The following is a 25,327-nucleotide window of genomic DNA, read 5'->3' as shown; positions in this document are numbered from 1 at the left end:
CGATCCTATTCGCGACCCGCCGAGGTGAACGACATATCCGCGTACCGGCTGCCCGCCACCTGCCCGGCGATCGGTTCCAGGGTCGCCAATTCGTCCGAGGACAGACGCACCGACGCCGCGGCGACGTTATCGGCCAGCCTGGTCCGCTTGCGGGTACCGGGGATCGGCACCACCGACAGGTTGTGCACACCCGCCCTCGCATGCACCCACGCGAGCGCGGCTTGGGCCTGGGTGATGTCGTGCGCCGCGGCGATCGCGGCCAACGGCGCGAGCAATTCGGCGTTGTGCTGGGCATTGTCGCCGGTGAAGCGAGGCTGGAACCGACGGAAGTCCTTGTCGCTCAGATCTTTCGCCGAGGTGAACGCGCCGGTCAGGAAACCGCGACCCAACGGCGAGTACGGCACGAACGCCACACCCAGTTCGGCCGCGGCGGGCACCGCGGTGCGCTCCACGTCGCGCGAGAACAGCGACCACTCCGACTGCAGCGCCGCGATCGGGTGTACCGCGTGCGCGGCGCGCAACTCGTCGCCGGTCACCTCGGACAGCCCGAGCGCCCGCACCTTGCCCGCCGCGACGAGCTCGGCCATCGTGGCGACGGACTCCTCGATCGGCACCGCGGGATCGCGCCGGTGCATGTAGTACAGGTCGATCGTGTCGACGCCGAGTCTGCGCAGGCTGGCATCGACCGACGCGCGGATGTAGGCGGGGGAGTTGTCGAGCCCACGGAAGGACAGGTCGTCGGCCTTGCGCACGATGCCGAACTTCGTGGCGATCAGCAGGTTCTCGCGGTTGGCCCGGACGAAATCGGCCAGGAATTCCTCGTTGTGGCCGGAGCCGTACACATCGGCGGTGTCGAACAGGGTGACCCCGAGTTCGAGCGCGTGGTCGAGAGTGGCCAGCGATTCGGCCGCATCGGTGTCACCGTAGAACTCGCTGATGCCCATGCAGCCGAGGCCCTGTGTGCCGACCAGCGGTCCGTCGGCGCCGAGAGTAGTAGTCGGCAGTGTCGCGGTGTTGCTCATGTTTCGCTTCCTTCGCTCGTGTGCACGGTGATCGTGGCGGGACGGACCACATCGGATCGGCCTTCGTAGACGCCGATCTTGTAGTCGAGAACGGCCACGGTCTGCTGCAGCTCCGCGATCTTGTCGAGCACATCGGATCTGGTCTGCCGGAACATCTCCAGCCGATCCGGGTAGGTCTGTTCACCCGCCCGGACCAGCTCGGCGTAGCGGATCATGTCGGCCACCGGCATGCCGGTGAGCCGCAGCCGCCCGATCAGCGCCAGCCACTCCAGGTCGCGGTCGCTGAACCGGCGGTTGCCGGTGTGATCGCGACCGATGTAGCCCATCAGCCCGATCCGCTCGTACCAGCGCAGAGTGTCGCGGCTCAGCCCCGATCGTTGCGCCACCTGGCCGATCGAATACCTCGGGCGCCCGTGCTCGTCGTCGCCGCTGTCGTCGCGTAGCGCCGCGTCCTGATCCATCGTGCTCGTCCCTTCCCGTGGAACTTCCTAGAAGCTATCCACCTGGAGTGCGCTCCAAGCAAGACTTATTCTCACGGGCGGGCGAATTCAGCTGTAGTTCGGCAGCTCCTGGATAGCCCATTTGTTGCCGTCGGGGTCGGCGAAGAAGGTGAACCGGCCCCAACCCATGTCCTCGACGGGGGTGGCCGCCACGCCTGCGGCGATCAGTTGTTCATAGGCCTTGTCGGCGCTGGCCACAACCATCTGCATGCCCTCGACGCTGCCCGGCGCGGCACTGGTGAGCCCGCGTCCGATACAGATCGAACACCCCGAACCCGGCGGAGTGAGCTGCACGAAACGGATCTCCGGGGTCGGTGTGTGGTCGTGATCGGCGTTGAAGCCGATGCTGGTGTAGAAATCCTTGGCCCGGTCGACATCGGTGACCGGAATGGCAACGAGTTCGATTTTCCAATCCATGCGGTCAAGCATCGTTGCGAGGTCCGACAGAAACAAGATGTGGATCACATGTGGGTGCGTGCGAGCCTGTGTACCGGGGTCCCGCGGAAACGTAGTGTGGATCACATGGCTGGTAAGGACATCGACCGCGTCAGGGCCCGCTCGGCTTGGGAAACGGTCAAGGAGAGCCCGGTGATCACCGCTATCGCGGTGGCGCCGGTGGTACTCGTGCTAGGCGTGGTCTGGGCGCTGACGAACGGATTCGTCGCGTTCGTGCTCCTCGCGCTGCTGGGGGTGGGCATCGTCGTCGGCGGCAAGTTGCTCAAGTGAGCCGCACCGAGTGAACTCAGCGCGGGACGTGGAACGTCGTGAGCTCGCCCGTGCCGGGGCCGAGTTGTGCCCACGGCCGGTCGAATTCGAGCACCGCCAGGGCCGAGGTGGGGAATTTGCGGCTGAGTTCGGTCGCCTGATCGGATTCACGGTTGCTCGCCAGTTCCCACGCGGTCCACGGGATCCCTGGCACATGGCCGACGACGAGCAGGGTCGAGATCGTGTCGTCGGTGAGCCCGATCAGCTCCAACAGAGTGTGCGGGTTCGCGTCGTAGATGTCGTCGGTGTACTCCACCGGCGCCGTGATGCCGGTGGCGGCCAACGTCTGTCTGGTGCGCTCGGCCGTCGAGCAGCGCACGGCGTCGATCGGCGGCTGGGCGGCGCGCAGCCAGTCACCGGCCAGGGCCGCTTCGCGTTCGCCACGCGGTGCGAGCGGGCGCGCGTGGTCGTCGACATTGTCGGGGTAGGCCGATTTTCCGTGCCGCATCAGGATCAGGGTCGCCACCATGAGACCACCGTAATGCTGGGCAGCGGGGAGGTAGCAGTCACACTCGAGGCACACTGAAAGCTGCGTCACCATCGATGGGTTCGTGGTTCACCCGCCACGGGCCCTGATAGGGGGCGTCTCGAGCCACCGACCACACATTTCGAGGATCTGCACCTATGGCCTACGTCATCACGCAGCGTTGTTGCAACGACGCCAGCTGCGTCACCGAATGCCCGGTCGACTGCATCCGCCCGACTCCGGATCAACCGGAGTTCGCCACGGCGGAGATGCTGTACATCGACCCTGACACCTGCATCGACTGCGGTGCCTGCGTCGACGCGTGCCCGGTGGACGCGATCTTCTCCGAGGACGACCTGCTCGCCTCGCTGGCCAGGTATCGCGAGATCAACGCCGCCTACTTCCAGCGCCACCCGCTCGAGTCGAACTTCGACCCGTTGAGCACCCCGACCCGCCCGCCCAAGACTTTGGGCACGTTGCGCGTCGCGATCGTCGGCGCGGGCCCTGCGGCCTGCTACGCCGCCGACGAGCTACTGCGGCGCAGCGATGTCGAGATCGAGATGTTCGACCGGCTGCCGACCCCATGGGGGCTGGTACGCGCGGGCGTGGCCCCCGATCACGCGGGCACCAAGGGCGTCGCCGAGATGTTCGAGTCGGCGTTCCGTCGCGACACGCTGCAGTACTACCTCAATGTCGAGGTCGGCGAGCACATCAGTCACCAGGAGCTCCTCGACCACCACCACGCGGTGATCTACGCCGTCGGTGCCTCGAGCGACCGCTCGCTAGACATCCCCGGCGAGGACCTGCCCGGCAGCCACTCGGCCACCGAGTTCGTGGCCTGGTACAACGGCCATCCCGACTTCGCCGACCGTGAGTTCGATCTGTCCGGCGAGCGCGCGGTGATCGTCGGCAACGGCAATGTCGCCCTCGACGTGGCGCGCGTGCTCACCGCCGACCCGGACGAGCTCGCCAAGACCGATATCGCCGATCACACGCTCGACGCCCTGCGCCGTAGCAACATTCGCGAGGTCGTGATCCTCGGACGGCGCGGTCCGCTCCAGGCCGCCTACTCCTCACCGGAGTTCCTGGCCCTCACCCATCGCAACGGCGTCGATGTGATCATCGACCCCGCCGATATCGAACTCGACCCGCACAGCCGCGCGGTGCTCGACGATCCGAACATCGAACCCTCGTTGCGCCTGAAGTACGAACTCGCGCAGGAGTATTCGACGGCGCAGCCGGACCTGTCGAACAAGCGGATCGTCTTCCGCTATCTCGCCACGCCGACCGCCGTGCACGGCACCGACGCGGTCACCGCGATCGAGGTCGCGCACAACGAATTGACCGAGGAGAACGGGCAATTGGTGGCCACCGCCACCGACCGCACCGAGACCATCGACACCGGCCTGGTGCTGCGCGCGATCGGCTACCGCGGCGAACCCATCGCGGGTCTGCCGTTCGACGAGCGCCGCGGCACCGTGCCGAGCGAGCAAGGCCGCGTCATCGACGCCGCCGAGCCCGTTCCCGGCGTCTACGTTTCCGGCTGGATCAAGCGCGGCCCGCGCGGGGTGATCGGCTCCAACCGGGTCGACGCGGAGGAAACCGTCGAAGCGGTGATCGCCGACTTCATCGCGGGCAAACTCACCACGCCGACCGGCGATCGGGCCGCACTGCGCGCGCTGCTCGCACAGCGCCAGCCCGAGCTGGTCGACCGCAAGGGCTGGAAGACCATCGACCAGGCCGAGAAGACCGCGGGCAAGGCGGCAGGCAGGCCACGGGTCAAGTTCACCACCCGCGCCGACCTGCTCAAGGCCGCAAAGGGCTAGACGTAGAGCCAACACGGGGACCCCCGGCGCCGGGTTCCCGTGTCGGCTGCCAGAGGAACGGCCGAAGGCCGGTTCTCGGCGCGCCTCCGCCGATGGACTGACCGAAGGGTGCGACGAAGGAGTGCCCGTAGGGAGGGAAGAGGTGGAGTCAAGCGCCGAGAACACGCGGCGCCAGCCGCCAAATCACGGCAGGGGCATGATTCGGACGACGGTGGTGGTGACGCCGCCGACCACGAACCACAGTCGCAGCACCATCTGCCCGGTCCGGTCACCCGGTTCGTGGCGGGCGCGCACGGTGATGTGCTCGCGGGCCAGCACCGGCGCCACGTACTCGATCACGGCGCGGTGCGGTCCGGCGACCAGCTTGGGGAAGTCGACGAGGAACTGTTCGACGGCCTGCCAGTAGCAAGCGTTGTTGACGTGGTTGTACTGGTCGATATCGGTCGCCCGCACCGGGAACGGTAGGTCGTTGTCGGACTCGCGCGGCGCCGGATCGGTGAGATAGGGCCGCCAGCGCAGGCGATGCTCGTCGGTGGAACGAGCCAGGTAGGCGAGGCCGTCGTCGCTGATCCGGGCGGGCAGATTGCTCGATTCGCTGAGGTTGATCCAGAAACCCTCGGTCTCGATCAGCCCGCCGCGCTCGCTGGTGATGCGCGTGCGCATATTCGTCCACCGGGTGGACATCGACGAACACCAGCGCTCGAGATGCACGTGATCGGGCCACACGACCGGACGGACCACGTCGATGACGGTGCGGCGCACGATCCAGGTGGGATCGGTGAGATGCAGAGCCGTCTGATGCAGCTCGTCCCAGGCGATGTCTGACAGATAGCGCGCCACGGCATCGAGGCGCAGGCGTTGATAAGGATCCACGTCGCCGGCCCGGACGGGCCACGCCGTGGCGAAACCCGTGCCCTCCTCGGGAAGCGGGGCCAGTGGCTGATCGAGTGACACGTGTGCTCCTTGCACGACACACCAGTGCGTCGCGACTTCTTGCGTAGTTCTGTAGACGACTTTACGGGTCGCAGATCACACCCTCACGCCGAGTCGGGACTAGCAGTACCAGGTGTCGGTCACCAAGGGGGTAGCGGCGCGGTTGTCCTACATGACAGACCTATCCGCGCCCAGGTAGCCTGCTGTAATGGCCGGCGGAGCAATGGCGGGCTCGATGTTCGGGCGCTATGAAATTCGCAGACTTCTCGGAGTCGGCGGCATGGGGGAGGTCTACGAGGCCTACGACACCTCCAAGAATCGTGTTGTCGCGCTCAAGATGCTCAATCGCGAACTCGCCACCGACCCCACCTTCGTGCAACGCTTCCGCCGCGAATCGCACGCGATGGCGAGCGTGCAGGAACCGCACGTCATCCCGGTGCACGACTGGGGCGAGGTCGACGGTGTCCTCTACATCGACATGCGCCTGGTCAAGGGCGTCGATCTCAAGGAGCGGCTGCAGAAGTACGGCAGGCTCACGCCCGTCGAGACGGTGCAGGTGGTCGAGCAGATCGCGTTCGCGCTCGACGCCGCGCACGAGATCGGCCTGGTCCACCGCGATGTGAAACCGGCCAATATCCTGCTCACCGGCAACCTGTTCGCCTATCTGGTCGATTTCGGCATCGCCCACACCGCCACCGACCCGCAGCTCACCAGCGCGGGCAGCGCGGTCGGCTCGATGGCCTACATGGCGCCGGAGCGGTTCGAGAGTGTGCCGATGTCGCCGTCGGTGGACACCTACGCGCTCACCTGTGTGCTCTACGAATGCCTGGTCGGCCGAGTGCCGTATCCGGTGAACAGCCTCGCGGGCGCGATCGGCTCGCATCAGATGGCGCCCGCCCCGCGCCCCAGCGCCGCCGACTCCACGCTGGCTACCTTCGACCCGGTCGTCGAGCGGGGCATGGCCAAGCGTCCCGATCAGCGTTACGCCACCCCCGTCGACTTGGCCCGCGCGGCCAGAGCCGCCTTGATTCAAGCCGAACGATCTACTCCCGCAACGGTATCCGGCCCTCGAATCGAGATCACCGGCCCGCAGGCACCGCCGAACCGGTCCGACGCTCTTCCTTCCCCGCCGACAACCCGTGGCTCGGCTGTGGTCCCGGCCGACTCGCAACCCCCACCGGCTCGGGACTCCGCGGCCTTCTCGCCCGACTCGCACTCACCCCCGACTCGGGCTTCCGCGGCGCTGTCGCCCGACTCTCGTTCCCCCGCTACTCGGGATTCCGCTGCGCTGTCGCGTGATTCGCAGTCGCCCCCGACGGTCCGCGGCTCGGTTGCCTATTCCGCCGAACAACATTCGACGCGCCGCGTGACAGGCCCACAATCCGCCGGACCGCAGCCGACGCGCCGCGTGACCGGACCCCAACCCACCGGCGCGTATCGGGCAGCGGCGCACGAGCCCACGGTCCTGCGCGCGTCACCCAGCGTGGGCGGCCCCGGTCATGCAAGTGGTTATACCCATCCGTCGGCGCCGATACCGATTCCCCCGCAGCGTAATTCGGCGACTCCGATCCTGGCCGGTGCGCTGGGTTCGCTGATCGTGTTGGCGGCGATCGGTATCGGGGTGTGGTTCATGATGAACGTCGACGACCGCCGCAACGTGGCCGTCCCGCCGCCGCCCGCGTCCGGCGTCGTCGATCCCTCCGTGATCGAGACCGGCAGCCAGACGGGCTACACCACAGCGCCGTCGCCGGCCACGACCACCGTCCCTCCGCTGCAATCGAGTGTCTCCGGCGCCGACGGCCAGGGCTTCCTCACCGCGGGCCCGCGGTGCAATGACAACGACGCCGCGATGTCCATCGCCCGCACCACCAGATCGCGCGTCGTCATCTGCCACACCGGCGACCAGCGCTACTACTACAAGGGCTTACGGGCCAGCGACGGCGCCGGGATCGAACTCGACGATCCGGTACCGAACGGCGGTGGCGCGTACACCGTGACCAACCCGACCGACGGCACCCAGTACCAGCTCAACGCATCCGGTCTGACGATCATCAAGGCCGGTTCGGTGCTCGCCAGCGAGCCGGTGATCGAGTTCGCCCATCGTTGATCCCGTCGCCGGGTTATGTTCGCGGGTGAATGTCATCGAGAGAGGTGTCGAAAAATGCGCGCAGCCCAGGTCGGGAAGTTGGACGGACCGTCGGCGATCGAGATCGTCGATCTGCCCGAGCCGGTGGCCTATCCGGGTGGTGTGCTGATCGACGTGCACGCTGCGGGCATCGCCTTCCCCGATGTGCTGATGACGCGCGGTCTCTACCAGATGAAGCCTGGCCTGCCGTTCGTCGTCGGCGGCGAGGTGGCCGGTATAGTGCGCGAGGCGCCGGAGGGTTCGTCGCTGCGCCCCGGTGACCGGGTCGCGGCGCTGACCATGCTCGGCAACGGTGTCGCCGAGGTGGCGGTGTCACCCGAGCACGCTGTGTTCACGCTGCCCGACAACATCTCCCTCGAAGCGGGAGCGGGCGTGCTGTTCAACGACCTCACCGTCCATTTCTGCCTGACCAAGCGCGGCAGGCTGGTCGAGGGCGAGACGGTCTTGGTGCACGGCGCGGCAGGCGGCATCGGCACCTCCACGCTGCGCATGGCCAAGGCGCTCGGCGCGGGCCGGGTGATCGCCGTGGTCAGCACCGACGAGAAAGCCCAAGTGGCCAAGGCCAACGGCGCCACCGATGTGGTGCTCACCGATGGCTGGCTCGCCGCGGTGAAGGACCTGACCGAAGGTCGCGGCGTCGATATCGTCCTCGACCCGGTCGGCGGCGACCGCTTCACCGACAGCGTCCGCTCCCTGGCGGGCGGCGGCCGACTGCTGGTCGTCGGCTTCACGGCGGGCGAGATCCCGACGGTGAAGGTGAACCGCCTGCTGCTCAAGAACGTCGAGGTCATCGGCGCGGCCTGGGGCGAATGGGTGATGTCGCACCCCACCTACCTCGCCGAACAGTGGGCCGAGATCGCGCCGCTGCTGGCCTCCGGTGCGATTTCCGCTCCCGATCCGGTGCTCTACCCGCTGGAGAGCACCGCCGAAGCTGTTGCAGCACTGGACAACCGGACTGCCACCGGCAAGGTGGTCGTGCAGCTGCGCTGACCCGGCGCATCCGTGTGGTCACGGTCTGGCTGTCATAGGCCGGCGGTAATGTCGGCGGATCGTAGCGGGCCGACGGAGGAACTCGAATGCAGTTGTCGAATCGAACGCTCAACCGGACCTTGCTGGCCCGGCAGCATCTGCTGGAGCGCTCAACGCTGACCGTCGCCCAGATGTGTGACCATCTGATCGGTTTGCAGGCTCAAGACGTCCCGCCACCGTTCGTCGGATTATGGAGTCGGATAGCCGATTTCGATCCGGCGACGGTGGCGGCAGGTCTCGAGGACCGCTCTCTGGTGCGAATCACCTTGATGCGCGGCACGATTCACCTGGTCACTCCGCCCGACGCCTTACGTATCGCGCCCCACATCCAGCCGGAACTGGAAAAGGCCCCGTTTCGCAAGGGCTTCAATTTCGGCGCGATGGTCGGTCTGGATCCGGAGGAGGTGCGGGCCAACGGGGAAGCGGTTCTCGGCGACGAGCCGATGTCGGCGGCGGACATGCGTGCCGAGGCCGCGCGCCTGTACCCGGACCGGGACGCCGGTGCCGTCCTGCAAACCTGGCTGTACCAACTCCCCGTCCTGCAAACACCCCCGCGCGGCCGCTGGCGTGACAACAGCCGCCCGGTCTGGTCGAGAGTCGAGCCCTGGCTGAGCGCACCGCTGGACCCGAGCTACCCGGTGTCGGAACTGATCCTGCGTTACCTGCGCGCCTTCGGTCCGGCCAGTACGATGGACATGCAGGCCTGGTCACGCCTGCCGGCCATGAAGAAGGCCGTCACCGAACTCGGCGACCGGGTTCGCACCTACACCGACGACCGCGGCCGCACCCTCTACGACGCCGCCGAACTCGAACTCGCCGACCCCGACCTGCCCGCTCCCGTCCGCCTGCTCGGCTGGTACGACAATGCGCTGCTCTCGCACAAGGACCGCTCCCGCGTCATCGGCGACGCCTCCGCCACGTCGTTCCGCACCTTCGCCACCATCGTCTCCTCGGTCCTGATCGACGGTTTCCTCGCCGGGGTCTACAAGATCTTCGTCAAGTCCGGCACCGCACATTTGCGGATCAGTCCGAACCGCGCCTGGACGAAAACCGAAGCGGCGCAAGTAGAACAAGAAGCAGCAGCGCTGCTGGCCTTCCTCGAACCCGAATCCGAGCCCGCGGTGGAGATCCTGGCTCCCGGCGCGGACCTCCGCCTGTGACACAGCTTTAACGTCGAGGCAACAACTGGTTCCTAGGGTCGTCCCCACGACGTTCATGGCTGCAACGGACGACGTGCGGCGCTGAATCCGGCGCGCTAACCAGCCGCATCCCGAAAGAGGTGCGCGCATGGAATCTGTCGCGTCCGTCGTCATCACCGACGTCACCGCCTACACCGAGCAGGGCTGGACTTCCGGCGAAGTCGTGGTCCACGACGGTGTTGTCATCGCTCTGCGCGCCGGGCCCGAACACGCGGACCTGCCCCGTTTCGACGGCGGTGGCGGCTACCTGCTCCCCGGCTTCGTCAACACTCACACGCACCTGCAGCAGGCGGTCCTGCGGGGAGTCGGCGAGGGCCTGCCGCTGCTGGAATGGCTGCGCTGCGTCGGCGAACACACCGTGGCCGCCACCCCGGAACAGACCTACCTCTCGGCGCTGGCGGGCGGTCTGGAACTGCTGCGCAGCGGCGTCACCACGGTCGTCGAACACATGTGGCCCAGCCCGTCCGACGAGGTCCATCAGGCGATGATCCGCGCGCTGCGGGAACTCGGCATCCGTGTGGTCCTCGGTCGCGGCATCGCCGACCGCGCCGACATCACCCGCAAATGGGGCCTCGACCCGCGCCTCATGCAACCACTCGACGCCGCCCTCGCCCACGTCGACGAACTCGACAAGCAACTGGTCGGCACCCGCATCACCACCGCGCTCGCCGTGCCCAACCCGCGCTGCCTCACCCCTGACGGCATGGCAGCCACGCGCGAGTACGCCCAGGCCACCGGCAAAACGGTGTCGATACATGTTCTCGAGACCATCACCGACGACGATATGTGCCGATTGCATGCAGGTGTCTCGGCCGTCGACTACCTCGACGCTAGCGGCTTCCTCTGGGATCGCACTCTCGCCGTGCACTGCGTCAACCTCGACGACCACGGCCGCAGGGTCTTCGCCGAGCGCGGTGTCGCCGTGTCCTACAACCCGGTCTCGAACATGCGGCTCGGCAGCGGCGTCGCCCCGGTTCCGCAGATGCTGGCCGCGGGCATCGATGTCACCCTCGGCGTCGACGGCGCCGCGAGCAACGACACCCAGGACATGTTGCTGGCCCTGCGTATCGGCGCGTATCTGCAGCGTGCGGCCCACAAGAAGGCCGACCTCCTCGGCTTCGACGAGATGGTGCGGATGGCGACCGGCGCCGCGGGCCGCGTACTCGGCCGCCCGTCGCACACCGGCATCGCGATCGGCGACCGCGCCGACCTCACTCTCGTGCGCTTCGACCGCGACTTCGCTTGCCTGCCGGTTCTCGACCCCGGCGCCACCCTGCTCACCGCCGCGTCGCCGCGCGTGATCGACACCGTGTGGGTCGACGGTGAGGCCGTGATCCGCGACGGCGCCAGCACCCGCGTCGACCATCGCGATCTCGCGCGTCGTCTGATCCGCATGCGATGACTGTTAATAATTCAGAAACGAACGACACATTGCATGTAATTCAGTTGGTTCAAACTGAATGCACCCACAAGTTGCACGCAACACCGATATACCGCAGGAGAAGGTGATCACGGTGACGCTCTACGACACGGTGAATGACGCCGACGCGAGGACGCTGCTGTCCGGCATGGAGGTTTCCTTCGCCGACGTGAGCAAGCGCTTCGGCGGCGAAGAGGGCACGCTCGCCCTGACCGACATCGACCTCGACATCCGCGAAGGCGAATTCGTGGCGGTGGTCGGCCCGTCCGGCTGCGGCAAGTCCACGCTGCTGCGCCTGGCCGCCGGTCTCGAGCCGGTGAGCTCGGGAGCCGTTGCGGTGCGCACGAATTCGATCGGCTTCATCTTCCAGGAAGCCACGCTGCTGCCGTGGCGCAAGGTGCGCCGCAATGTCGAACTCTCGGCCGAACTGGCCGGTGTAGACCGCAAGACGCGCCGCGTTCGGGTCGAGCGGGCGATCGAAGCCGTCGGCCTCGCGGACTTCGCGAACAAGCTGCCCAGCCAGCTCTCCGGCGGCATGCGCATGCGCGTGTCGCTGGCCAGGGCGCTGACGCTGGAACCGCGCCTGATGCTGCTGGACGAACCGTTCGGCGCGCTCGACGAGATGACCAGGCTGAACATGCAGGAAGAGCTGCTGCGCCTCTACCGCGACAACGCCTTCACCGCCCTGTTCATCACCCACTCGGTCTCCGAGGCCGTGTTCCTCGCTTCGCGCGTGGTGGTGATGTCGGCCAGACCGGGCCGCATCCACGAGGTGATCGACGTCGACCTGCCCTACCCGCGGGAACGCGAACTGCGCTTCGAACCCGCCTTCACCGAACTCGTTTCGCGCATCTCGCGCTCGTTGAAAGAGGCTGCCTGATGGTGAGTATCGCGGCCCGTGTCCCTGCCACGGCGAAGGTGCGACTGCCGACGGTGCGACTGCGCAGATTCGGCAGTGCCCTTGTGGCACCCATTGTTTCGATCACCTTGGCGCTGGCCGCCTGGTACGCGGTGTCGATGCTGATCCTCAGCGAGGGCCGCCGCTTCCTGCTGCCTGCGCCGCATGTGGTGTTCAGTGAATCGCTCGCCGACCCGAAGAAGCTCGAGGTGATGCTCGAGGCGCTGGCCGTGACCGCCAGGGTCGCGATCACCGGCCTGCTGATCTCGGCGGTACTCGGGGTGGCGATCGCGGTGCTGATGAGCCAGGCCAAGCCGATCGAGAACGTCGTCTACCCGTACGCGGTGGTCTTGCAGGCGATTCCGGTGCTCGCCGTGGTCCCGCTGATCGGCTTGTGGCTCGGCTACGGCTTCGCCGCCCGCACCACCGTGTGCGTGCTCATCGCGATCCACCCGATCATCGCGATGACTCTGTTCGGCATCAAATCCGTGGACGGCAATCTCCAGGAACTGTTCACCCTCGGCCGAGCGGGTCGCCTGCGTCGCCTCTGGTCGCTGCAGTTGCCCGCCGCCCTGCCCTCGACGCTGACCGGATTGCGCACCGCCGCGGGTCTTTCGGTCACCGGCGCCATCATCGGCGACATGTTCTTCGCCCAGGGCAAACCCGGGATCGGCACCCTGCTCGACACCTACCGCGCCCGCCTGCAATCCGAGGACCTGATCGGTGCGTTGCTGCTGGCCGCCCTGTTCGGCGTGCTCGTGTTCACCGTGTTCACGGTCATCCAGAAGGTCAGCGTCGGCCGCTGGCACAACTCCGCCCAATAGCTACTGAGGACAACCATGAAGACATTTCCGCTGCGTCGCCTAGGTTTCGCCGCGCTGGCCGTGCTGCTGGCCGGCACCGCGTCCGCATGTTCCGACGACACCACCGACGCACCCGCCGTCGCGCTCGAACCCGCACCGGCCGAACAGCAACTCGCCGGTGCCTGCCCGGCCACCGTGGTCGTCCAGCTCCAGTGGGCGCCCGAAACCGACTCCGGCCCGATCTTCGGTCTGCTCGGCCCCGGGTACCAGGTCGACGCCGACAACAACAAGATCACCGGCCCGCTGGTCGCCGACGGCAAGGACACCGGCGTGAAGCTGGAGATCCGCGCGGGCGGACCGGCCATCGGCTTCCAGACCGTGCCGTCGCAGATGTATGTCGACCAGAGCATCACCCTCGGCCTCGCCCACTCCGAGCACGCCATCGCCGCCGCCGGTCAGCAGCCGATCGTCGCCGTCACCACGCTGCTGCGGAACAGCCCGCAGATGCTGATGTGGGACCCGAAGACCAATCCGGACTGGAAGGGCATCGCCGATATCGGCAGGTCCGGCAAGCCGGTTGTGGTGTCCAAGGGGCAGCTCTACCCGGACTGGCTCGTCGCCCGCGGACTGGTGAAGAAGGAGCAGATCGACGCCTCCTACGACAATTCGCCCTCGCGCTTCGTCACCGATCCGTCCTTCGCCCAGCAGGGCTTCGCCAACGCCGAACCCTTCACCTACGAGCACGAAGTGCGGGCCTGGAACAAGCCGGTGGGCTACCAGCTGCTCAAGGACGTCGGCTACGAAGGTTATGCCCGCACCGTGAACGTGCGCGCCGACAAGCTCGCCGAGTTGCGTCCGTGCCTGCAGAAGCTGGTGCCGATGATCCAGCAGGCCACCGCGTCGTTCAAAGCTGATCCCGGTCACGTCAACGAGGTTGTCGTCGACGTGGTCGAACAGAATCCCAAGCTCAGCCCCTACAGCGCCGAACTTGCCGAATTCGGCTCCGCGGCCCTCATCGACGGCGGCCTGATCGGCAACGACACCGACGGCGTGCTCGGCAGTTTCGACGAGGCCCGTGTGCAGCGCATCATCGACGAATTCGGACCCATCCTGCGAGCCGGCGGCGCGAACGTACCCACCGGCCTGACCGCGAAGGACCTGGTCACCAAGGAATTCCTCGACCCCGCCATTTCCGTCACCGGCTAAGGAGACACCCCATGACCACCAGCTACGACCTGTCCGAAGTCTCGCGCGAGAAGCAGATGGGCGGCCTCGGCAAGGAGACCACCGACCGCGAGATCCGCGTCATCGACCTCGCCGACTTCGAGAACCGTCGCGCCGAGATCACCGAGGAACTGTGGGCCGCCGCCACCGAGATCGGCTTCTTCCAGCTTTCCGGCCACGGCATCCCGCAGGACCTGATCGACGAAATGTTCGGCACCACAGCCGATTTCTTTGCCCTCCCCGAGGAAGTCAAGGGTCAGTACCCCTTGGTCAAGAAGAACAACGCGGGCTGGGAGAGCTTGAGTCAGGTGCGCCCGTCCATCGGCGTGCCCGATCAGAAGGAGTCCTACCAGATCACCCGGCCGCACATGGACGAGCTGTGGCCCAGTGAGACCGAACTGGCCGGATTCCGTTCCCGTGTGCTCGATTTCGAGAGCCGGGCCTGGGAAGTGGCGATGCGGGTGCTTTCGTGCTTCGCCGACCGCCTCGGCCTCGAACGGGAACACTTCACCGCCGCACACGATCCCAGCTCCGAGAGCTACCAGAGCGCCCTGCGGTTGCTGCACTATTTCGCCGTCCCCGCGGAACTGCGCGGCGTTCCCGGGCGCTGGCGGGCCGGTGCCCATACCGACTTCGACTGCCTCACACTGCTTTTCCAGCGCGACGGTCAGGGCGGGCTGCAGGTGTGCCCAGGCAAGGAGATGGAGGAACAGGAGTGGACCTCCATCACCCCGTCGTCGAGCCTGATCACCTGCAATATCGGTGACATGCTCACCCGCTGGAGCGACGACCTGCTGCCGTCGAACTTCCACCGCGTGCGCAGCCCCGGCGAGGGCGAGTACCAGGGCGAGCGCTACAGCATCGCCTACTTCGCCCAGGCCGACCGCGACGCCGTCATCCAGGGGCCCGCGGGCAAGTACCCGCCCGTCACCGCGGCGGACTTCCTGACTCAGCGGGTGCAGGCGAACTACCGGCCCCAGGGATAATTGCCGCAATCAACGGAAAGGGCACTGCGATGACCGAAGCCTCGCTGCTCGGCCAGTCTGTTCATCGGCAGATCAGGCAGATGGTCCTCTCCGGCGAGCTGACCCCGGGCCAATCGCTCAGCGTGCCGGCGCTGGCGACCGAACTCGGGGTCAGCCGCAGCCCTGTTCGCGAAGCGGTGCAGCAGCTGATCTACGAGGGTCTCGCCGTGAGCGCGCCGCACGCGGGCGCGAAGGTGGCCGCCGTTGACGACGACCGCATCCGCGATGTGCTCGCGGTCCGCGCCGCCCTCGACGGCCTCGCCGCGGCCGCGGCCGCCACCCGCCTCACCGAGGCCGACCTCGACAAGCTCACCGGCATCATCAGTGCCCAGCAGGCGCACCTCGACGACCCGACCGACCCCGCGCGCGACGCTCAGCTCGACCTGGAATTCCACACCTTCATCCGCGACGCCTCCGGCAACGCGTGCGTCGTCGACGAACTGGCCCGCCTGGAGGCCCAGGCCCACCTCTACCGCGGCGACCTGTGGTGCTCGGCCCGCAACCGCCGTGTCGCCCTGCGCGAACACCGCCGCATCGTCGAAGCCCTCGAGTCCGGTCATCCCGAGTCCGCCCGCGCCGCCGCGGAGGCGCACGTACAGGGCCTACTGACCCGCCTCGCCAGGCAATAACAGCTCGGGCAGGAAAACTCGGCGCGCAATCCTCAGCGTTGATCCCGGTACGCGGGCGCCTTCGCGGTGCCCGCCGGGGTCAGTGTGTGCAGCAGCGGCATCGTGCGGTGCGCGACCACCGTCGACAGCACGACCACGCTGTGCGACCGCACCACCGAACCGGTCCGGTCGATGCTCAACAACACCGCTTGCAATCCCGCATGTGAATCGGCTCCGATCCGGCACAACACATCGCCGGAGCCCGTCGTCGCGTACGCCTCGACCACCCCCGGAATCGCGGTGAGCTCTGAGCTCACCTGGTCGAGCGCCCCCTGCGCGATCTCCAAGGTCACGAACGCCTGCACGTCGAAACCCGCTGCGGTGACATCGATCTGCGGATCGTAGGACGCGATTACCCCGGATTCCTCCATCCGGTTGATCCGCGCCTGCACCGTCGCCCGCGCGACCTTCGTCCGCCGCGACAGCTCGAGAATTCCGGCCCTCTGGAATTCGTGCATCGCGGTGAGGATCGCCAGATCGAGCTCATCCAATTTCGCGGGCGTGCGCATGCGAAGACCTCCCTGTCCGGTTACTATTCAAATTGTCCACCATTTGTGCGCATTCGGTGGCTTCTCGAGCCAGCCTGTTCAGGCAAATATGGAGTAGTTGCTCACCTGCGGCGTGACGCGATTTCCTAGGTCATGACCATTGAGCAGCAGCTCGTCGGGCTGATCGAGCACGACGACAGTGTCGATCCGTTTCCGGTGATCGGGTGGGACGCCCTCGTCTGGGTTGTCGGCAACGCGACCCAGAGCGCCCACTTCCTGCAGTCCGCGTTCGGCATGCGACTGGAGGCGTACTCGGGCCCGGAGACCGGCAATCGCGAGCGCAAGTCGTTCGTGTTGCGCAGCGGGGGAGCGCGGTTCGTGATCACCGGCGCGGTCGACCCCGACAGCCCCCTCGTCGCCCACCACGACCGCCACGGCGACGGCATCGTCGACATCGCCCTCGAGGTCGCCGATGTGGACCGCTGCATCGCCAGGGCCCGCGAACACGGCGCGACGATCCTCACCGAACCCCACGACGAGACCGACGAATTCGGCACCGTCCGCTCCGCCGCACTGGCCACCTATGGCGACACCAGACACACCCTCGTCGACCGCTCCGGCTACGTCGGCCCCTATCTTCCCGGCTACATCGCAGGTACTTCCGCCCGCGCGCCGGGCAAGCGCGTGTTCCAGGCGATCGACCACGTAGTGGGCAATGTCGAGCTGGGCATGATGGACCGCTGGGTCGACTTCTACCGCGACGTCATGGGATTCACGAACATGGCCGAATTCGTCGGCGGCGACATCGCCACCGAGTACTCGGCGCTGATGAGCAAGGTCGTCGCCAACGGCAACCACCGGGTGAAGTTTCCCCTCAACGAACCGGCCCTGGGCCGCAAGCGTTCTCAGATCGATGAGTACCTGGAGTTCTATCGCGGCCCCGGCGTACAACACATCGCGCTGGCCACCGGCGACATCCTCGAAACCGTCGATGCCCTACGCGCCGAGGGCATCGAGTTCCTCGCCACCCCCGACACCTATTACGAGGACCCGGAATTGCGCGCCCGCATCGGGGCCGTGCGCGTACCGGTCGATGAACTCCAGCGCCGAGGCATCCTGGTCGACCGCGACGAGGACGGCTACCTCCTGCAGATCTTCACCCGTCCCCTCACCGATCGCCCCACCGTCTTCTTCGAACTCATCGAGCGACACGGCTCACTCGGTTTCGGAAAAGGCAACTTCAAGGCTCTTTTTCAGGCCATCGAACGCGAACAGGAGGCTCGCGGCAACCTGTGACCGGGTCCGCGGACCTACTACAGTTCATGCCATGCGGATCCCCTCGGCGATCATCACCGGCATGACCTTGGTCGTCATGCTGACGTCGTGCGGATCGGGGGGCGACTCCGATGCGCCGACAGGGCCCAACCGACCACCACCGAAGGTCGCCTCCCTCGGCCCCTTCGTGGGCGAGTGCGGCAACGTCACCGACGATGAAGTGCGCACCCTCGCCGGCCTCGGCCAGATCGCGCGGGTCTATAAGAACGCGACCGGCTGCAATTGGCAATCGGCCGGATTATCCTCGCCCAGCGTCACTTTCGCCTCGTACCGGGGCAGTCCGATCGAACGTGAGAAGGCGTGGGTGTCCAACGTGGGGCGTGCACCGGAGACCATCGACGTGGGCGGGCATTCCGGCTTCATGGCGCTCGACCCGCAGGGCACTGTCTGCGACCTCGCCGTGCAACTCGACGACGACTTCTTCGAGTGGTCGATGTCCACCGGCATGTTCGCCACCGGCGGCAACCCGTGCGACCGCACCAGGAAACTGGCCGAGTTGACCGTGGGACGGCTGCGGTGAGCGCCGGCAAGGTCGCCGCCGCGGCGCTGATGCTCACCCTCGCGTTGGCAGGCTGCGGCCAGAAGATCGAGGGCAGTGCCCAGCCGCTGGGGAAGGGTGGCGGCGGTGAGTCGATCAACACCGACTTCGACAAGCTGTTGCGCGAGTGCGAGGTGGTGGCCGCGGACAAGATCGGCGAGATCATCGGTAACGCCAAGTACGTGAGCGCCTCGTTCAGCGGTGCCGTCTGCATGTGGGACGTCGAGGACGCACCTGGTGGGGGAGCCATGGTCAGCCTCAACTGGTACGAGATGGGTACGCTGAACAACGAGAAGACCACCAACGACAAGTTGGGCTACCTCACCGGCGACATCACCGTGCAGGGCCGCAGGGCGCTGCAGGTGCGCCGACCGGGCGACAACGACTCCTGCGGCGTCACCGCACCGGCCGCCGATGTCGGCGTCGTCGGCTGGTGGATCAACTACCGGCCCGGCTCGGCTCACCCCGATCCGTGCGCGGGCGCCCAGAAATTGGTCGAGCTCACCTTGGATCTCGCCCGGTAGAAGGCTTGACGCGGCCCCCCGCTTTGACCCCCGATCGGGCACGCGGGTATCGTAGATCCCTGTGCCCGGATTGCTACGGGCAAGTTCGTGTGTGAACGTAGGCCAGCGAAAGCGGCCGACACGTTCCAGCGTGCCTTGAAAAGGGCACTGAGCGCCACGGCGACACGCCCGACCTCGGGTTAATGGAAACGAGGTCTGACGTGCGAGTGAAAGCTCGATGAACTGCAAGACACTGCACACCAAGCGCAATTACCAATAAGGAAAGCCGGTCTATGCCAACCATCAACCAGCTGGTCCGTAAGGGTCGCCGCGACAAGGTCACCAAGACCAAGACCGCGGCCCTCAAGGAGAGCCCGCAGCGTCGTGGCGTGTGCACTCGCGTGTACACCACTACCCCGAAGAAGCCGAACTCCGCGCTTCGTAAGGTCGCGCGTGTTCGCCTGACCACTGCGATCGAGGTCACGGCGTACATCCCCGGTGAAGGCCACAACCTGCAGGAGCACTCCATGGTGCTCGTTCGCGGCGGTCGTGTGAAGGACCTCCCGGGTGTGCGCTACAAGATCATCCGCGGTTCGCTCGATACCCAGGGCGTGAAGAACCGCAAGCAGGCTCGCAGCAAGTACGGCGCCAAGAAGGAGAAGAGCTGATATGCCACGCAAGGGCCCCGCACCCAAGCGTCCGCTGATCAACGACCCGGTCTACGGGTCGCCGCTGGTCACTCAGCTGGTCAACAAGATCCTCATGGACGGCAAGAAGTCCACCGCCGAGCGCATCGTCTACGGCGCACTCGAGCAGGCGCGTGAGAAGACCGGCACCGATCCGGTCGTCACCCTCAAGCGCGCGCTGGACAACGTCAAGCCCGCCCTCGAGGTGAAGCCCCGTCGTGTCGGTGGCGCCACCTACCAGGTGCCGGTCGAGGTCCGTCCGGGCCGCGCCAACACCCTCGCGCTGCGCTGGCTTGTCAGCTACTCCCGCGCCCGTCGCGAGAAGACCATGGTCGAGCGTCTCGCCAACGAGCTCCTCGATGCCAGCAACGGCCTCGGTGCCGCTGTGAAGCGTCGCGAAGACACCCACAAGATGGCCGAGTCGAACCGGGCCTTCGCGCACTACCGCTGGTGATTGCCCGGCCCGTCACTTAAAAGGGAGAATTTCGTGGCACAGGACGTGCTCACCGACCTGAACAAGGTCCGCAACATCGGCATCATGGCCCACATCGATGCGGGCAAGACCACCACGACCGAACGCATCCTGTTCTACACCGGTATCACGTACAAGATCGGTGAAGTTCACGATGGCGCGGCCACGATGGACTGGATGGAGCAGGAGCAGGAGCGTGGTATCACCATCACCTCCGCGGCTACCACTTGCTTCTGGAAAGACAACCAGATCAACATCATCGACACCCCCGGGCACGTCGACTTCACGGTCGAGGTGGAGCGTTCGCTCCGCGTGCTCGACGGTGCGGTCGCGGTGTTCGACGGCAAAGAGGGTGTCGAGCCCCAGTCCGAGCAGGTGTGGCGTCAGGCCGACAAGTACGACGTGCCGCGTATCTGCTTCGTGAACAAGATGGACAAGCTCGGTGCGGATTTCTACTTCACCGTGCAGACCATCAAGGACCGTCTCGGCGCTCGTCCGCTCGTGATCCAGCTGCCGATCGGCGCTGAGAACGACTTCGAGGGCATCGTCGACCTGGTCGAGAACAATGCCAAGGTCTGGAAGGGCGAGACCAAGCTCGGCGAAGAGTACGAAGTCGTCGAGATTCCGGCCGACCTCAAGGAGAAGGCCGAGCAGTACCGTCAGGAACTGCTCGAGACCGTCGCCGAGTCCGACGAGGCACTGCTCGAGAAGTTCTTCGGTGGCGACGAGCTCACCATCGAGGAGATCAAGGGCGCCATCCGCAAGATGACGGTCAACTCCGAGCTGTACCCGGTGCTGTGTGGTTCCGCGTTCAAGAACAAGGGCGTTCAGCCCATGCTCGACGCGGTCATCGATTACCTTCCTTCCCCGCTGGACGTGGAGGCCACCACCGGCCACCTGCCCAACAAGGAAGAAGAGCTGGTCACCCGCAAGCCCAACGTCGACGAGCCGTTCTCGGCGCTGGCGTTCAAGATCGCGGTGCACCCGTTCTTCGGTGAACTCACCTACGTGCGCGTGTACTCGGGTCAGGTTGCCTCCGGCGCCCAGGTCGTGAACTCGACCAAGGGCAAGAAGGAGCGTCTGGGCAAGCTGTTCCAGATGCACTCCAACAAGGAGATGCCGGTCGCCACGGCGTCGGCAGGCCACATCTACGCGGTCATCGGCCTGAAGGACACCACCACCGGTGACACCCTGTCCGACGCGCAGAACCAGGTCGTCCTCGAGTCGATGACCTTCCCGGATCCGGTCATCGAGGTCTCGATCGAGCCCAAGACCAAGTCCGACCAGGAGAAGCTCGGCACCGCGATCCAGAAGCTGGCGCGCGAAGACCCGACGTTCTCGGTCAAGCTCGACCAGGAGACCGGCCAGACCGTCATCGGCGGCATGGGCGAGCTCCACCTCGACATCCTCGTCGACCGTATGCGTCGCGAGTTCAAGGTCGAGGCCAACGTCGGCAAGCCGCAGGTGGCCTACCGCGAGACCATCACCAAGAAGGTCGAAAAGCACGAGTTCACCCACAAGAAGCAGACGGGTGGCTCCGGCCAGTTCGCGAAGGTCATCATCGCCCTCGAGCCGTTCGTCGGCGAAGACGGCGCGACCTACGAGTTCGAGAACAAGGTCTCCGGCGGTCGCGTTCCCCGTGAGTACATCCCGTCGGTCGACGCGGGCGCCCAGGATGCCATGCAGTACGGCGTGCTCGCCGGCTACCCGCTGGTGAACCTGAAGGTCAGCCTGCTCGACGGCGCGTACCACGACGTCGACTCCTCGGAAATGGCGTTCAAGATCGCGGGTTCGCAGGCCCTCAAGGAAGCGGCCCGTAAGGCCGGTCCGGTGATCCTCGAGCCGCTCATGGCGGTCGAGGTCATCACGCCCGAGGAATACATGGGCGACGTGATCGGCGACCTCAACTCCCGCCGTGGCCAGATTCAGGCCATGGAGGAACGCAGTGGTGCCCGTGTCGTCAAGGCGCTGGTTCCGCTCTCGGAGATGTTCGGCTACATCGGTGACCTGCGGTCCAAGACCCAGGGTCGCGCGAACTACTCCATGGTGTTCGCCCAGTACGCGGAGGTTCCGGCCAACGTGTCCAAGGAGATCATCGCTAAGGCGACCGGCGAATAAAACCCTCTTGCGGTCCAGTGACACACTGGACCGCAAGTGCTGGACGTCAAGAAAAAACCCGATCCCCACCCCCAGTGGGGATGACACACGCACTGCTGCAAATGCACGCACCAACAAGTCCAGGAGGACCCACAGTGGCGAAGGCGAAGTTCGAGCGGACGAAGCCGCACGTCAACATCGGCACCATCGGTCACGTCGACCACGGCAAGACCACGCTGACTGCAGCGATCACCAAGGTGCTGGCTGACAAGTTCCCGAATCTGAACGACGCGTTCGCGTTCGATCAGATCGACAAGGCGCCGGAGGAGAAGGCTCGTGGTATCACGATCAACATCTCCCACGTCGAGTACCAGACGGAGAAGCGCCACTACGCGCACGTCGACGCCCCGGGCCACGCTGACTACATCAAGAACATGATCACCGGTGCGGCGCAGATGGACGGCGCCATCCTCGTGGTCGCGGCCACCGATGGCCCGATGCCCCAGACTCGCGAGCACGTGCTGCTCGCCCGTCAGGTCGGCGTTCCTTACATCCTGGTCGCGCTGAACAAGTCCGACATGGTCGACGACGAGGAAATCCTCGAGCTCGTCGAGATGGAGGTCCGCGAACTGCTGGCTTCGCAGGAATTCGACGAGGACGCGCCGGTCGTGCGTGTCTCCGGTCTGAAGGCCCTCGAAGGCGACGAGAAGTGGGCTGAGTCCATCGTCGAGCTCATGCAGGCCGTCGACGACTCGATCCCGGAGCCGGTCCGCGAGACCGAACTCCCGTTCCTGATGCCGGTCGAGGACGTCTTCACGATCACCGGTCGTGGCACCGTCGTCACCGGTCGTATCGAGCGCGGCATCGTCAACGTGAACGAGGAGGTGGAAATCGTCGGCATCAAGGAGAAGTCGACCAAGACCACCGTCACGGGCATCGAGATGTTCCGCAAGCTGCTCGACCAGGGCCAGGCGGGCGACAACGTCGGCCTGCTGGTTCGTGGCATCAAGCGCGAAGATGTCGAGCGTGGCCAGGTTGTCGTCAAGCCGGGCACCACGACTCCCCACACGGAGTTCGAGGGCCAGGCCTACATCCTGTCGAAGGATGAGGGCGGCCGCCACACCCCGTTCTTCAACAACTACCGCCCGCAGTTCTACTTCCGTACCACGGACGTGACCGGCGTCGTTACCCTCCCCGAGGGCACCGAGATGGTCATGCCCGGCGACAACACCGAGATGACTGTCAAGCTCATCCAGCCGGTCGCCATGGACGAAGGCCTGCGCTTCGCGATCCGCGAAGGTGGCCGCACCGTCGGTGCCGGTCGCGTCACGAAGATCATCAAGTGAGTCTGTAAGACCCACTGCACAACCTGAACGGCGTCGCTCCTCCGGGAGCGGCGCCGTTCGGCGTTTCCGGGGAGGTCGTCCGGTTCACCGACGCGGACGGATCCACTACTCCGGTCGGACGCGGACGGTCACTCGGCCTCGGTCGTCCCGGGCCGCTATGGCGTGGCCGGGGTGGTCGATGCCGTCGATGCGGAGGGTGGCGGGGGCTCCTTCGCCCAGGAAGTTGCGCCACCACGTCTTCTTGTCCGGCATCGCCACGCCGATGAGGTATTCGTTGCCGGCGCGGCGGTAGTTGACGGGGGTGCTGAAGGTGCGGCCTGAGCGGCGGCCGGTGTAGGTGATCTGGGCGAAGGCTTTGCCCAGTAGTTTGCCGATGACGGGGGCATTGGTCAGGGCGACCACGCCGGTGTTGAATGCGCCGACACCGCGGCGCAACAGCGATTCTTGTCCCATCGGATTCTCCTGTAGTCGATGAACCGCCAGCCTACTGATGGTGGATGACCTCGCAGGTCATCGTGGTTGTCGGTGGTGCTCGGTAGCGTTGAGGCGCCAACGCATTCGAGAGGATCGGAGACGCAATGGGTAGGGCACTCGAGCGGGAACTGGATGTCAGCGAAGGGGTGCTCGAACACGGGATGCCCTATCTCGCGTTCGGGTCGGGGCGTCCATTGGTGTTCTTGCGGTGGTTCATGCCCGACCACGCCAATCCGAGTGGCTGGCTGCGGTCCAGCGAGATCAAGACGATGGCGCCGTTGGCCAGGAACTTTCGGGTGTACGCGGTCAATCGCGCGCCGGGGATGGCGGCGGGTACCTCGATGGCCGATATCGCACGGGCGCACGCGGAAGCCCTGCACGCCGAATTCGGCGCTCCCGTAGACGTTCTCGGCATTTCCTCGGGAGGCTCGGTAGCCCTGCAACTCGCCGCCGACCATCCCTCGGCCGTGCGCCGATTGGTGATCGCTTCCTCCGCCTACCGTCTCGACCAGTCCGCGCGCGTGTCGCAGATGAACTACGCGGAGGCCGCCGCCGCGGGAAAACGGTCTCTGCACCACATGGTGACCCAGGGCATCGAATCGCCGCTGAAGGCCCGCCTCATCGGCGCCGCGGCCTGGTTGGCGGACCCACTGCTTCGCCCGAAGAACCCAGCCGACACCCTCGCCTTCGTCCGTGCCGAAGATGCCTTCGACCTCACCGACCGCCTAGCCGACATCACGACCCCCACTCTGGTCGTCGCAGGCGAACGCGACGAGTTCTACGACCAATCCTCCTTCCGCTACACCGCCGACGGCATTCCCGATTCCCGCCTGATCATCTACCCCGCGACAAGCCATCTCGGTGCGATCAAACATGCCCGGTTCGCCCCGGATGTCACCGAATTCCTGTCGGCGACAGAATGACTCAGCGAATCTTGGCCCCGTAAACGTGCTCGACGGACAACGCCATGAGTACGCGCCGGTCCGAGACCATGACTTCGCGGTACTCGTTCCAGTCGGGATGCTCGCCCGCGGCCGCGCGGTAGTAGTCGACCAGCGCCTCGACTTCCGGCCCGTTCGGATCGGTTCCGGGACCGGTCAATGTCGCGGTGCCCTCGGCGGTGGCCCACGACCATCCGTCAGCGCTGGTGACCTCCAGGGCAGCCCGGGGATCGCGTCGAAGGTTGACCGTTTTGGCGCGACCCTCGGTCATGGAGACATAGATGATGCCCGCCGCGCGGTCGTAATACGGGGTGACGGGGGAGAGTTGGGGGCGGCCGTCGGACTTGATGGTGGCCAGGATGCCGATGCGAGAGTCGGCGATGAGAGCGTGCAGGTCGAGTGGGGTTTCGGGCATCGGTCGGCTCCTAGGGGTGGCGGGGCTGTTCGTTGTGACGAACCGTCGTGCTCGCCCGTTTATGCCCGGGCGGCGGAAATCCCGTCGACAGCGCGCGATCGGGCGCGT

The 25,327-nt window shown here is 66.2% G+C and carries 27 protein-coding genes; 19 read left to right on the top strand and 8 right to left on the bottom strand.

Annotated features, from left to right (window positions below):
• Positions 1 to 5 precede the first annotated feature (5 nt).
• From IBJ82_RS16805 to IBJ82_RS16795, 3 genes are all read right to left on the bottom strand, one after another.
• On the bottom strand, positions 6 to 1,022 hold the full coding sequence (locus tag IBJ82_RS16805; protein ID WP_194826815.1) for an aldo/keto reductase: 1,017 nt from the start codon (positions 1,020 to 1,022) through the stop codon (positions 6 to 8).
• The gene (locus tag IBJ82_RS16800) at positions 1,019 to 1,483 is read right to left on the bottom strand and encodes a MerR family transcriptional regulator (RefSeq protein ID WP_194826814.1); all 465 of its coding nucleotides are present in this window, start codon (positions 1,481 to 1,483) and stop codon (positions 1,019 to 1,021) included. The genes IBJ82_RS16805 and IBJ82_RS16800 overlap by 4 nt, the downstream gene beginning before the upstream one ends.
• Before the next feature lie 87 nt (positions 1,484 to 1,570).
• Positions 1,571 to 1,939, bottom strand: coding sequence for a VOC family protein (locus IBJ82_RS16795; protein WP_056814268.1), 369 nt, complete (start codon positions 1,937 to 1,939; stop codon positions 1,571 to 1,573).
• A 105-nt stretch (positions 1,940 to 2,044) separates the two neighbouring features.
• On the opposite strand from IBJ82_RS16795, the gene IBJ82_RS16790 reads away from it, so the two are divergent.
• On the top strand, positions 2,045 to 2,248 hold the full coding sequence (locus IBJ82_RS16790) for a hypothetical protein (RefSeq protein WP_062988972.1): 204 nt from the start codon (positions 2,045 to 2,047) through the stop codon (positions 2,246 to 2,248).
• Positions 2,249 to 2,264: 16 nt separating this feature from the next.
• Here IBJ82_RS16790 and IBJ82_RS16785 read toward each other — a convergent pair whose 3' ends face one another.
• Complete coding sequence (locus IBJ82_RS16785; protein ID WP_194826813.1) at positions 2,265 to 2,756, bottom strand: histidine phosphatase family protein; 492 nt, start codon at positions 2,754 to 2,756, stop codon at positions 2,265 to 2,267.
• Positions 2,757 to 2,911: 155 nt separating this feature from the next.
• Here IBJ82_RS16785 and IBJ82_RS16780 point away from each other — a divergent pair, with 155 nt between their 5' ends.
• The gene (locus tag IBJ82_RS16780; RefSeq protein WP_194826812.1) at positions 2,912 to 4,579 is read left to right on the top strand and encodes an FAD-dependent oxidoreductase; all 1,668 of its coding nucleotides are present in this window, start codon (positions 2,912 to 2,914) and stop codon (positions 4,577 to 4,579) included.
• Positions 4,580 to 4,762: 183 nt separating this feature from the next.
• Here IBJ82_RS16780 and IBJ82_RS16775 read toward each other — a convergent pair whose 3' ends face one another.
• Entirely contained in the window at positions 4,763 to 5,533 is a 771-nt protein-coding gene (locus IBJ82_RS16775; RefSeq protein ID WP_194826811.1) for an acyl-ACP thioesterase domain-containing protein, read from the bottom strand.
• A gap of 187 nt (positions 5,534 to 5,720) precedes the next feature.
• Between IBJ82_RS16775 and IBJ82_RS16770 the strand changes: the two genes are divergently transcribed.
• From IBJ82_RS16770 to IBJ82_RS16730, 9 genes are all read left to right on the top strand, one after another.
• On the top strand, positions 5,721 to 7,619 hold the full coding sequence (locus IBJ82_RS16770) for a serine/threonine-protein kinase (protein WP_194826810.1): 1,899 nt from the start codon (positions 5,721 to 5,723) through the stop codon (positions 7,617 to 7,619).
• A gap of 54 nt (positions 7,620 to 7,673) precedes the next feature.
• Positions 7,674 to 8,648 (top strand): NADPH:quinone oxidoreductase family protein, encoded by a 975-nt coding sequence (locus tag IBJ82_RS16765; RefSeq protein WP_194826809.1) that lies wholly within the window; start codon positions 7,674 to 7,676, stop codon positions 8,646 to 8,648.
• An 86-nt stretch (positions 8,649 to 8,734) separates the two neighbouring features.
• The gene (locus tag IBJ82_RS16760; RefSeq protein WP_194826808.1) at positions 8,735 to 9,847 is read left to right on the top strand and encodes a winged helix DNA-binding domain-containing protein; all 1,113 of its coding nucleotides are present in this window, start codon (positions 8,735 to 8,737) and stop codon (positions 9,845 to 9,847) included.
• A 127-nt stretch (positions 9,848 to 9,974) separates the two neighbouring features.
• Complete coding sequence (locus IBJ82_RS16755; RefSeq protein WP_194826807.1) at positions 9,975 to 11,288, top strand: amidohydrolase family protein; 1,314 nt, start codon at positions 9,975 to 9,977, stop codon at positions 11,286 to 11,288.
• A 112-nt stretch (positions 11,289 to 11,400) separates the two neighbouring features.
• Complete coding sequence (locus IBJ82_RS16750) at positions 11,401 to 12,186, top strand: ABC transporter ATP-binding protein (RefSeq protein ID WP_194827195.1); 786 nt, start codon at positions 11,401 to 11,403, stop codon at positions 12,184 to 12,186.
• The gene (locus IBJ82_RS16745) at positions 12,186 to 13,028 is read left to right on the top strand and encodes an ABC transporter permease (protein WP_194826806.1); all 843 of its coding nucleotides are present in this window, start codon (positions 12,186 to 12,188) and stop codon (positions 13,026 to 13,028) included. Before IBJ82_RS16750 ends, IBJ82_RS16745 begins: the two co-directional genes overlap by 1 nt.
• A gap of 15 nt (positions 13,029 to 13,043) precedes the next feature.
• Complete coding sequence (locus tag IBJ82_RS16740) at positions 13,044 to 14,213, top strand: nitrate ABC transporter substrate-binding protein (RefSeq protein WP_194826805.1); 1,170 nt, start codon at positions 13,044 to 13,046, stop codon at positions 14,211 to 14,213.
• Between the two features lie 11 nt (positions 14,214 to 14,224).
• The gene (locus IBJ82_RS16735) at positions 14,225 to 15,217 is read left to right on the top strand and encodes an isopenicillin N synthase family oxygenase (protein ID WP_194826804.1); all 993 of its coding nucleotides are present in this window, start codon (positions 14,225 to 14,227) and stop codon (positions 15,215 to 15,217) included.
• Positions 15,218 to 15,246: 29 nt separating this feature from the next.
• On the top strand, positions 15,247 to 15,885 hold the full coding sequence (locus IBJ82_RS16730; protein ID WP_062988910.1) for a GntR family transcriptional regulator: 639 nt from the start codon (positions 15,247 to 15,249) through the stop codon (positions 15,883 to 15,885).
• A 32-nt stretch (positions 15,886 to 15,917) separates the two neighbouring features.
• Here the strand turns inward: IBJ82_RS16730 and IBJ82_RS16725 are convergent, their stop codons facing one another.
• On the bottom strand, positions 15,918 to 16,433 hold the full coding sequence (locus IBJ82_RS16725; protein WP_194826803.1) for an Lrp/AsnC family transcriptional regulator: 516 nt from the start codon (positions 16,431 to 16,433) through the stop codon (positions 15,918 to 15,920).
• A 132-nt stretch (positions 16,434 to 16,565) separates the two neighbouring features.
• Here IBJ82_RS16725 and hppD point away from each other — a divergent pair, with 132 nt between their 5' ends.
• The 7 genes from hppD (at position 16,566) to tuf (ending at position 23,389) form a co-directional block, all read left to right on the top strand.
• On the top strand, positions 16,566 to 17,708 hold the full coding sequence (gene hppD / locus IBJ82_RS16720; RefSeq protein WP_194826802.1) for a 4-hydroxyphenylpyruvate dioxygenase: 1,143 nt from the start codon (positions 16,566 to 16,568) through the stop codon (positions 17,706 to 17,708).
• A 31-nt stretch (positions 17,709 to 17,739) separates the two neighbouring features.
• On the top strand, positions 17,740 to 18,267 hold the full coding sequence (locus IBJ82_RS16715; RefSeq protein WP_194826801.1) for a DUF3558 domain-containing protein: 528 nt from the start codon (positions 17,740 to 17,742) through the stop codon (positions 18,265 to 18,267).
• The gene (locus IBJ82_RS16710) at positions 18,264 to 18,809 is read left to right on the top strand and encodes a DUF3558 domain-containing protein (RefSeq protein WP_370585342.1); all 546 of its coding nucleotides are present in this window, start codon (positions 18,264 to 18,266) and stop codon (positions 18,807 to 18,809) included. The genes IBJ82_RS16715 and IBJ82_RS16710 overlap by 4 nt, the downstream gene beginning before the upstream one ends.
• A gap of 272 nt (positions 18,810 to 19,081) precedes the next feature.
• Complete coding sequence (rpsL, locus tag IBJ82_RS16705) at positions 19,082 to 19,456, top strand: 30S ribosomal protein S12 (RefSeq protein WP_194826800.1); 375 nt, start codon at positions 19,082 to 19,084, stop codon at positions 19,454 to 19,456.
• 1 nt (position 19,457) lies between these two features.
• Complete coding sequence (rpsG, locus tag IBJ82_RS16700) at positions 19,458 to 19,928, top strand: 30S ribosomal protein S7 (protein WP_056814216.1); 471 nt, start codon at positions 19,458 to 19,460, stop codon at positions 19,926 to 19,928.
• A 33-nt stretch (positions 19,929 to 19,961) separates the two neighbouring features.
• Entirely contained in the window at positions 19,962 to 22,064 is a 2,103-nt protein-coding gene (fusA, locus tag IBJ82_RS16695; protein ID WP_194826799.1) for an elongation factor G, read from the top strand.
• A gap of 134 nt (positions 22,065 to 22,198) precedes the next feature.
• A complete protein-coding gene (gene tuf, locus IBJ82_RS16690; protein ID WP_194826798.1) occupies positions 22,199 to 23,389 on the top strand; it encodes an elongation factor Tu in 1,191 nt (396 codons plus the stop codon).
• Positions 23,390 to 23,494: 105 nt separating this feature from the next.
• On the opposite strand, the gene IBJ82_RS16685 is transcribed toward tuf, so the two are convergent.
• Positions 23,495 to 23,842 (bottom strand): nitroreductase/quinone reductase family protein, encoded by a 348-nt coding sequence (locus IBJ82_RS16685; RefSeq protein ID WP_194826797.1) that lies wholly within the window; start codon positions 23,840 to 23,842, stop codon positions 23,495 to 23,497.
• Positions 23,843 to 23,967: 125 nt separating this feature from the next.
• On the opposite strand from IBJ82_RS16685, the gene IBJ82_RS16680 reads away from it, so the two are divergent.
• On the top strand, positions 23,968 to 24,786 hold the full coding sequence (locus IBJ82_RS16680) for an alpha/beta fold hydrolase (protein WP_194826796.1): 819 nt from the start codon (positions 23,968 to 23,970) through the stop codon (positions 24,784 to 24,786).
• A 1-nt stretch (position 24,787) separates the two neighbouring features.
• On the opposite strand, the gene IBJ82_RS16675 is transcribed toward IBJ82_RS16680, so the two are convergent.
• Positions 24,788 to 25,219 carry a PPOX class F420-dependent oxidoreductase gene (locus IBJ82_RS16675; protein ID WP_056814202.1) on the bottom strand — a complete coding sequence of 144 codons (432 nt, stop codon included), beginning with the start codon at positions 25,217 to 25,219 and terminating at the stop codon, positions 24,788 to 24,790.
• Between the last annotated feature and the right edge of the window lie 108 nt (positions 25,220 to 25,327).

The organism is Nocardia sp. XZ_19_231 (assembly GCF_015355705.1).
In the GTDB taxonomy this organism is placed as follows: Bacteria; Actinomycetota; Actinomycetes; order Mycobacteriales; family Mycobacteriaceae; genus Nocardia; species Nocardia salmonicida.
The sequence above is the reverse complement of the archived record's forward strand: the minus strand, read 5'-3'. Positions and strand labels throughout refer to the sequence as shown.